Genomic DNA, 8,174 nt, shown 5'->3' on the forward strand with positions numbered 1-8,174 from the left:
GCGTCGCGCAAACCGGATGCCCACAGTTCCAGCGTCGTCTCGATCGATGCACCCGTCATCCATGACCTCCATACCATGGAGACCTATTGATTCAGAGTTTTCAATAAAGCGCAACTGTAATGTTAGCCGAAATCCGTGACGCTTTCGTTGACGGTGTGGATCGGCGTCGCAGAGGACTTCCCTTAGTGCGGTAAATCTATCTGAAAAGACTCCCACACGGAGACATTGGTCGGAGCCTGATCCGCGCCTATCAGGATCCCGACTCCAAATATATTCTCATTGATATGCAGTGGCCTGGAAGAAATTCGAAGTGGGTTCGCGCCGGCGCCGATCTACCCCGTTGCGAGTCCTAACGAAAATCTGAATCATCAACCTTTCTGTATCGCCAGCCGATCCGCATGCCAGCGCAGGTGATCGGCCATGAAGGTGGAAATGAAGTAGTAGCTATGATCGTAGCCAGGCTGGAGCCGCAGCGTCAGCAGTATTCCGGCGGCTGCGCATGCTTCTTCCAGCAAATGCGGCCTGAGCTGCTCCGTCAGAAACGTGTCGGCTTCGCCCTGATCGATCAACAGGTCGGTGACCCGCGCCCCATCTTCGATCAACGCCACGGCATCATGCTTGCGCCATGCCGCCACGGCGTCACCCAAATAACCGGCAAGTGCCCTCTGGCCCCATGGCACCTGGGAGGGCGCGACGATCGGCGAGAAGGCTGACACCGCCCTGAAGCGATCGGGGAAGGACAGACCGATGGTAAGCGCACCGTGCCCGCCCATGCTGTGTCCCATGATCGACTGGCGATCCATGTCAGCAGGAAATTGCTCTGCGATCAGCGCTGGCAGTTCCTGCGTAACATAGGTCCACATGCGATAATGCGGCACGAACGGTTCCTGCGTCGCATCAACATAGAAGCCAGCGCCAAGACCAAAGTCGTAGGCGCCTGCGGCGTCGTCCGCCACCCCCTCGCCGCGCGGCGACGTGTCCGGTGCCACGAAGATAAGACCCCGCTCTGCGCAGACGCGGCGAAACTCGCCTTTTTCGGTCACATTGGCGTGCGTGCAGGTCAGGCCCGATAGATACCAGACCACCGGCAATCTGGCACCCGCCTCATGCTCAGGCACGTAGACGGAGAAGCTCATGTCCGTGCCGGTGGCGGCAGAAGCATGTTTATACACGCCCTGCACGCCCCCAAAGCTACGGCTCGTCGTTATCTTTTCGAGAGCCATGTCCTGCCTTACGCGTCGATAAAGGTGTAGGTGCAGATCTTGTTGCCGGCCGGATCGCGCAAATAGGCGGCGTAGGCACCAGGCAGATGTCCACGCGCGCCCGCCGCGCCCTCGTCCGTTCCGCCATTGGCCAAGCCTGCGGCGTGGAAGGCATCGACCTCTTCTGTGCTCGCAGCTGCAAAGCCAGTGGTTGCGCCATTGCTCGACGCCGCTTCGCCATTGCCAGGCTTGGCAATGATGAACGCCGGCTTGTCCTTGCCGTAAAGGATCCAGCCATTGCCAAAGGGACCGAGATTGTTCACGCCCAAGGCGCCCAGAGCCGCATCGTAGAATTTTACCGATGCCTCAACGTCGTTTGCGCCAAGGAAAACGTGCGAAAACACGCCGTCGCCTGAAATAACCGCCATAATCACTCTCCTTTGAAAAATCGCTTTGTTCAGAACACCACGACCGAACGGATGCTCTTGCCCTCGCGCATCAGGTCGAAGGCCGTGTTGATCTCCTCCAGACCCATGACATGGGTGATCATCGGATCGATCTCGATCTTGCCGGTCATGTACATGTCCACGATATTGGGCACGTCGGTCCGGCCTTTGGCGCCGCCAAAGGCAGTGCCGCGCCAGTTGCGCCCGGTGACGAGCTGGAAGGGGCGGGTCATGATCTCCTTGCCTGCTTCGGCCACGCCGATGATGATGGATGTGCCCCAGCCGCGATGGCACGCCTCCAGCGCGGTGCGCATCACATCGGTATTGCCGGTCGCGTCGAACGTATAGTCGGCGCCGCCATCGGTCATCTCGACGATCTTCGTCACCGTCTCTTCGCGCGACAGGCCTTTGGAGTTGAGGAAGTCGGTCATGCCGAACTTGCGGCCCCATTCCTCACGATCGGCGTTGATGTCGACGCCGATGATCTTGTTGGCGCCGGCGAGGCGCGCGCCCTGGATGACGTTGAGGCCGATCCCGCCCAGGCCGAAGATGACGACATTGTCGCCGACCTGCACCTTGGCCGTGTTGATGACCGCGCCGACACCGGTGGTGACGCCGCAGCCGATATAACAGCTGGACTGAAAGGGCGCGTCCCGCCGAATTTTCGCGACCGCGATTTCGGGCAGTACGGTAAAGTTGGAGAAGGTCGAGCAGCCCATATAATGGAAGATCGGCTGCCCCTTGTATGAAAAGCGCGTCGTACCGTCGGGCATCAGACCCTTGCCCTGTGTCGCACGGATCGCGGTGCACAGGTTGGTCTTGCCCGACAGGCAGCTTTTGCACTGGCGACATTCGGGGGTGTAGAGCGGGATGACATGATCGCCAGGCTTAACCGAAGTGACGCCGGTTCCGACTTCGCGCACGATGCCTGCCCCCTCATGGCCCAGGATTGAGGGGAACAGCCCTTCGCTATCCAGGCCGTCGAGTGTGTAGGCGTCGGTATGGCAGATGCCCGTCGCCATGATCTCCACCAGCACTTCACCTGCTTTTGGTCCCTCAAGATCGACCTCGACGATTTCAAGCGGTTTCTTGGCTTCGAAGGCGACGGCAGCACGGGTTTTCATTTGGCATCCTCAGATTCAGTCTGACCCACGGCCTATCATTGCGCCCGGAGCAGGTTAATATAGTTTATTCGCAATAGACTATGTCTTGGGAGGGATAATATGTCGCAGTGGGACGGCATCGACGAATTCATAGCGGTCGCGACTACCCGTTCATTTACGCGTGCAGCCACACTCATCGGTATGTCGCCCACGCATGTCAGTCGTTCCATCATGGCGCTCGAACGCCGAGTGCAGGCGCGCCTCTTCTACCGTACGACCAGGACCGTGCGGCTGACCGACACCGGTCAGACGTTTTTCGAGCGGTGTGCACGGATGGCGCAGGAGCGCGACGAGGCCATGGCCTTGATAGGCGAACAGGGAGAGCCTCAGGGTTTATTGAGAGTGACCTGCTCTACGGCAATGGGCGAGCGCTTCGTGGCACCCATCATCCGACGCTTCGCAATGCATCGTCCCAAACTCAACGTCGCCATCGATCTATCGAACCGAGTTGTCGATCTCGTCGCCGAAGATTATGATCTCGCAATCAGAACGGGGCATATTTCCGACCCGCGTCTCATTGCGACCCAAGTCGCATCTCGTACACTCTACACTTGCGCCGCCCCGAGTTATCTCGCACTCGCGGGCAGACCGACAAAAGTCGCAGACCTACAAAGTCATGAATGCATCATCGGGTCGAGTTCTACCTGGAATTTCATGTCTGGCGGTAAGGAACATCTGCATCATCCTAAGGGACGGTTCAGTTGCAACAGCGGTCACGCGGTCGTTGAAGCCTGCATTTCCGGGCTAGGCATCTGCCAGTTGCCGGGTTTCTACATTCTTCCACATCTTAAACATGGGATGGTCGAGATTCTTCTTGCTGAATTTCGGCCTATCGACGAGCCGATCTGGGCGGTATATCCACAGCGCTGCCACCTTATTCCAAAGGTACAAAGTGTGGTCGAATGTTTGCGGCATGAGCTTGCTGCTGCTATGATGTAGTCGGCACTGCTCGACCGCGCTGGGATCGGAACGCAGTTGCGCTTGCGGTGATGCGGCATGATCGCCTGCATCTGTCTGTCCACCCACAACGCTGCGTCCAGATGCTTGTTCTCCGCAACGGCGGGCTGATTTACCGCATCCTGTTGAACTGACGATAGGACATGACCACCATGCTCGATCTCCAGCCGACCGTCAGGATCGTTTTATTTTGCGATGGCCGGTTGCGATAGCAAGGCCCATTGGGTGTTGGGAAAGATCGGTCTCGACTAAGACTATCGTTCGGCAACCCCGGCTCAATGCCTGCCGCTCGTATCGATCGGACTGTTCGGCTTCGGTGCCAGCCAGATCAACGCGCCGCTGAAGGCGAGACACAACGCGATCGCGGCGAACATGTTGAGCGTGGCGAGCATCACGCTCTGGCTTTCGACGACATTGGTCAGCAAGGTCGTCGCCGTTTCGCGCGACAGTCCCGACGCAACCATCGCCTCGATCGTCGAGGTCCCCTGTGGCATGGCGCCTGCCAGTTCGGATTGATTGACCCGCGCGGCGTTGGCCCAACCCGTCTGGACGAGCGACGCAGCGAAGGCGGTGGCGAGCGTGCGCAGAAAATTGGAGAGGCCGGCGGCGTCAGTTTGTTCGTGCGGATCGACGCTGGCTATGCACAGACCCGTGATAGGGATGAACAACATCATGAGGAACGGACCTGTCAGCAGCATCGGCCAGGCCATCTGCAGAAAGGTCATATCAGGCGTGAAACCGGTGCGCCAAATCGAGATGAGCGCCAGCCCAAAGACACCGGTCGAGATGATCAGGCGCGGGTCAATCTTGGCGGCCGCAGCACCGATGACTGGAGAGGCGAGCACAGCGAAAATACCCATTATACCGGTCGCATAGCCGGCCCAGGTCGCCGTGTAGCCCATGTTCTGCTGAAGCCAGAGCGGGATGAGAACGATCGTCGCAAAGAAGGCACCAAAGCTCAGTGCATATGTGACGGACGCAACGACGAAACCACGATGCCGAAAAATGCGCAGGTTCACGATGGGGTATTTTGCGGTCAGCTCCCAGATCAGGAAGGCGATGAAGGCAACCGCCGCAACAACAGCCAGCACGCGAATCTGGGTCACCGCAAACCAGTCAAGATTACGCCCCTCGTCAAGCAGGAGTTGGAGGGCGGTAACCCAGATGACGAGAAGCACGAGGCCAACCGCGTCGATTGGCGATCGGGCCGTTAGCTCGGGGCGTCCACGCAGCAAATAGAAAAGGCCCGCGGCGCCGGCGGCCGCTACGGGCACGTTGAGAAAGAATATCCACTCCCAGCCGGCGTTGTCGGAAATGATGCCCCCCAGGATGGGGCCGGCAATCGGGGCGACCGTGGTGGTCATCGCCCAGACGACCGTCGCGAGCGTTGCTTTTTCGGCAGGGAATACGCGCAGCAGCAGAGTCAGCGACAGAGGGCGTATCAACCCGCCGGCAAGACCCAGCAGGACCCGACCCCCGACCAGCATTTCGAGCGAGCGTGCCAGCCCGCACAGCAATGAAAAGGCGCCGAAGGCGATGAAGGCCGTGATGAACGTTCTTCGTTCGCCGAAGCGTCGGGCCAGCCAGCCCGCGAGCGGTACGGCTATGGCGTCGGCGACGGCATAGAAGGTAATGACCCTGGTCGCCTCCGTTACCGACACGCCGAGCGAGCCGGCAATATGCGGGATGGATACGTTCGCGATGCTGGAATCGAGAACGACAATGAAATTGCCCAACCCGATCAGCAGCGCGGCAAGAATGAGGGTCGCGCCGGTAAGCGGCCTCGCCAAATTCGGCTCGGTGGCAATATCCGTCATGTACTGGTTCCGTTTAGTTCGAGAGATCCACGGTGACGTTCATCGACAGTCCGACCCGCAGCGGATGTTGGGCCAGTTCCTTCGGATCGAGCGTGATCCGTACGGGCAGGCGCTGAACCACTTTGATCCAGTTACCGGTGGCGTTCTGGGCGGGAACCACCGCGAAGGCAGCGCCGGTACCGCCGGAGAAGCCGATGACGCGGCCGTGATATTCGACATCCTCGCCGTAGAGATCGGATGTGAGGGTGACGCGCTGTCCCGGCTCAACGCGGGCGAGTTGCCCTTCCTTGAAGTTGGCGTCGACGAATGCGGCCTGGACAGGCACCACCACCATCATCGTCGCGCCTGCCTGGACGCGCTGTCCGACCTGCACCTGGCGACGCGAAACGACGCCGTCGACCGGCGATCGCACCACCGTGCGATCGAGGTCCACCCGCGCCTGATCGCGCGCGGCGCGCGCAGCCAGCACTTCCGGATTGGCTTCGGGGGTGGCGTCCGCAATCAGGGCGCGATTGGCGTCGCGGCTTCCTACGGCCGAGGTCCGATTGGCCTGCGCCAGCGCATTCTCGGCTTGTGCCACCTTCAGGTTTGCAGTGGCGGTGCTGTAAGCGTTGCGCGCGATGGTCAGTTCATCGCCGGAGACGGAGCCTGACGCCGCGAGTGCTTCGCGACGGTCGAGATCAATCTTCGCCTTGGCGAGATCGGCGCGCGCCGCAACCAGCCGCGCGTCGGCGCGTGCCTGATCGGCACCGCGTGCCATCACCTGAGCGCCGAGGCCGCTATCGGTCGCGAGGAGCCCACGAACCCGGCGTTCCGTCAGCGCAAGCTCGTCTTCGGCACGCGCGAGCGAGAGGCGGGCGTCCGTGTCGTCGAGTCGCACGAGGATGTCGCCGCGCTTCACCCGCTGTGCTTCATCGACCAGCACCTCGCGCACCGGGCCACCGATCAGCGGCGTCACCTGGGCGACATTGGCGCCAACATAGGCATTTTCGGTCGAGACGTGCCGCGACGCGATAAAATGGACATAGGCCCAATAGAGAATGCCGAGGCCAACCACCGCTACTGCAAGAATCACGAACAACTTGCGGCGCTTGGCTCTCATGGCGGCGTCATTCGGCTCATCGGCAGCCAAAGGAACGGAAGCTGTGAGGGTTTCGGTGGACATGGGAGATCCTTCAGGAACGGAAGCCGCCGCCGAGCGCGCGGATGAGGGCGACATCGAGGACGAACCTGCGATTGCGGAGCGTGGCGAGGTTACGCCGGGTGTCGATCAAAGCGTCTTCGGCCACCAGCACATCGAGCGAAGTGGAAAGCCCGCCGCGGTAACGATTGTCGGCAACTGTCCAGGCCGCGGTCGCGGCGCGTTCGGCTTCATCGGCTCTGGCGATGCGTTCGGTGAGCGCACGTTCGCTCGTGGTTGCATCAGCGACCTCGCGTAGAGCCTGGGCGAGAGCGCCGTCATATTCGGCGACCGCACCGCGATAGTCGGCTTCAGCGGCGCGATAGGCGCCGGTCAGCCGCCCCCCGTCGAAGATCGGCAGGCTGATGGCTGGACCGACGGTACCGAAGGTGGAGCCAGATTTGACGAGATCGCCGATGCCGATGGACTGAAGACCGATCAGCCCGGCAAGATTGACGTTGGGGTAGAAGGCAGCACGGGCTTCCTTTATTCGACTTGCTGCCGCCTGTGCTCGCAGTCGCGCAGCGATCACGTCTGGACGGCGCCCGATAAGGTCGGCCGGCAAGTTGGCGGGGAGACCGAACGTTTCTACCGCACGCGCGGTCGGTCGGTCGATGGAAAGGCCCCTATCGGGTCCGGCGCCGAGAAGTACAGCGATCCGATTGCGCGTGAGCGACACGGTTTCATTAAGGGCGGCAAGCTCTCCTTGGGAGGAGGCGAGCGCCGAGCGCGCCCGCTCGACAGCACCAGCATTTTCAAGCCCCTGGGCTCGTCGCCCATCCATCAGTTCGACTGTGCGTCGCCGCACCTCGACCGCGCGACGCGCTGCATCGGCTTGCGCGAAAAAATCGGCGAGATCAGCATAGGCTTCGGCGATACCAGACGATATGACTAAGCGTGCCGCCGCCGCCTCAGCCTGGGCTGCCGCAGCATCTGAACGGGCGGCAGCAAGTGCAGCCCGGTTGCGCCCCCAGAAATCCAGCTCCCAATCGAGCCGCATTGTTGCCTGGCCATAGTCTTTCCAGCCTTGGGGCGCGATCGCGCGCGGGATGAGATAATTGTAGCTCTGCTTAGTACCGCCAATCTCCCCATTCGCCTGAAGTGACGGCAGCAGTCGGCTTCGTGCTTCTCGCACCAGCGCGCCGGCCCGTTCAAACCGTGCCTGCGCGACGCGCAGATCGGTCGCATCCGACAGGCCTTCCTCGATCAGCGCGGTGAGCTGCGGGTCGCCGAAGCCCTCCCACCAACGATCGGACGGCCAGGATGTCTCGGGCGCCGCCAAACTAGTGCAGCGAGTCAGACGGAAGATGCAGGCAGTCTGGCGAGCTTGTCGAGGATTTGAGCGGCGGGCTTGGTCCAGACGAAGGGCTTTGGGTCGGCGTTGTGTTCCTTGAGGTAGCGATTGATGG

7 protein-coding genes and 1 pseudogene are annotated in these 8,174 nt (G+C 61.0%); 1 reads left to right on the top strand and 7 read right to left on the bottom strand.

Annotated elements, in window-relative coordinates:
• Window positions 1–368 precede the first annotated feature (368 nt).
• From fghA to EWE75_RS23115, 3 genes are read right to left on the bottom strand one after another with little or no spacing between them, the layout of a single operon-like run.
• Window positions 369–1,223 (bottom strand): S-formylglutathione hydrolase, encoded by an 855-nt coding sequence (gene fghA / locus EWE75_RS23105; RefSeq protein WP_130160417.1) that lies wholly within the window; start codon window positions 1,221–1,223, stop codon window positions 369–371.
• A gap of 8 nt (window positions 1,224–1,231) precedes the next feature.
• The gene (locus EWE75_RS23110) at window positions 1,232–1,630 is read right to left on the bottom strand and encodes a VOC family protein (protein ID WP_130160418.1); all 399 of its coding nucleotides are present in this window, start codon (window positions 1,628–1,630) and stop codon (window positions 1,232–1,234) included.
• Window positions 1,631–1,659: 29 nt separating this feature from the next.
• Window positions 1,660–2,772, bottom strand: coding sequence for an S-(hydroxymethyl)glutathione dehydrogenase/class III alcohol dehydrogenase (locus EWE75_RS23115; protein WP_130160419.1), 1,113 nt, complete (start codon window positions 2,770–2,772; stop codon window positions 1,660–1,662).
• Between the two features lie 99 nt (window positions 2,773–2,871).
• On the opposite strand from EWE75_RS23115, the gene EWE75_RS23120 reads away from it, so the two are divergent.
• A complete protein-coding gene (locus EWE75_RS23120; protein ID WP_130160420.1) occupies window positions 2,872–3,750 on the top strand; it encodes a LysR family transcriptional regulator in 879 nt (292 codons plus the stop codon).
• Between the two features lie 293 nt (window positions 3,751–4,043).
• Here EWE75_RS23120 and EWE75_RS23125 read toward each other — a convergent pair whose 3' ends face one another.
• The 4 genes and pseudogenes from EWE75_RS23125 to EWE75_RS25825 all read right to left on the bottom strand — a co-directional run.
• Window positions 4,044–5,585: a DHA2 family efflux MFS transporter permease subunit gene (locus tag EWE75_RS23125; protein ID WP_130160421.1), complete on the bottom strand. Its 1,542-nt coding sequence runs from the start codon at window positions 5,583–5,585 to the stop codon at window positions 4,044–4,046.
• A gap of 13 nt (window positions 5,586–5,598) precedes the next feature.
• On the bottom strand, window positions 5,599–6,750 hold the full coding sequence (locus EWE75_RS23130; protein ID WP_130160422.1) for an HlyD family secretion protein: 1,152 nt from the start codon (window positions 6,748–6,750) through the stop codon (window positions 5,599–5,601).
• A gap of 10 nt (window positions 6,751–6,760) precedes the next feature.
• Complete coding sequence (locus EWE75_RS23135; RefSeq protein ID WP_231708535.1) at window positions 6,761–8,047, bottom strand: efflux transporter outer membrane subunit; 1,287 nt, start codon at window positions 8,045–8,047, stop codon at window positions 6,761–6,763.
• Window positions 8,048–8,061: 14 nt separating this feature from the next.
• Window positions 8,062–8,174, bottom strand: a pseudogene (locus EWE75_RS25825) (IS630 family transposase); the annotation flags it as partial.

Source organism: Sphingomonas populi, from assembly GCF_004208535.1.
In the GTDB taxonomy this organism is placed as follows: Bacteria; Pseudomonadota; Alphaproteobacteria; order Sphingomonadales; family Sphingomonadaceae; genus Sphingomonas; species Sphingomonas populi.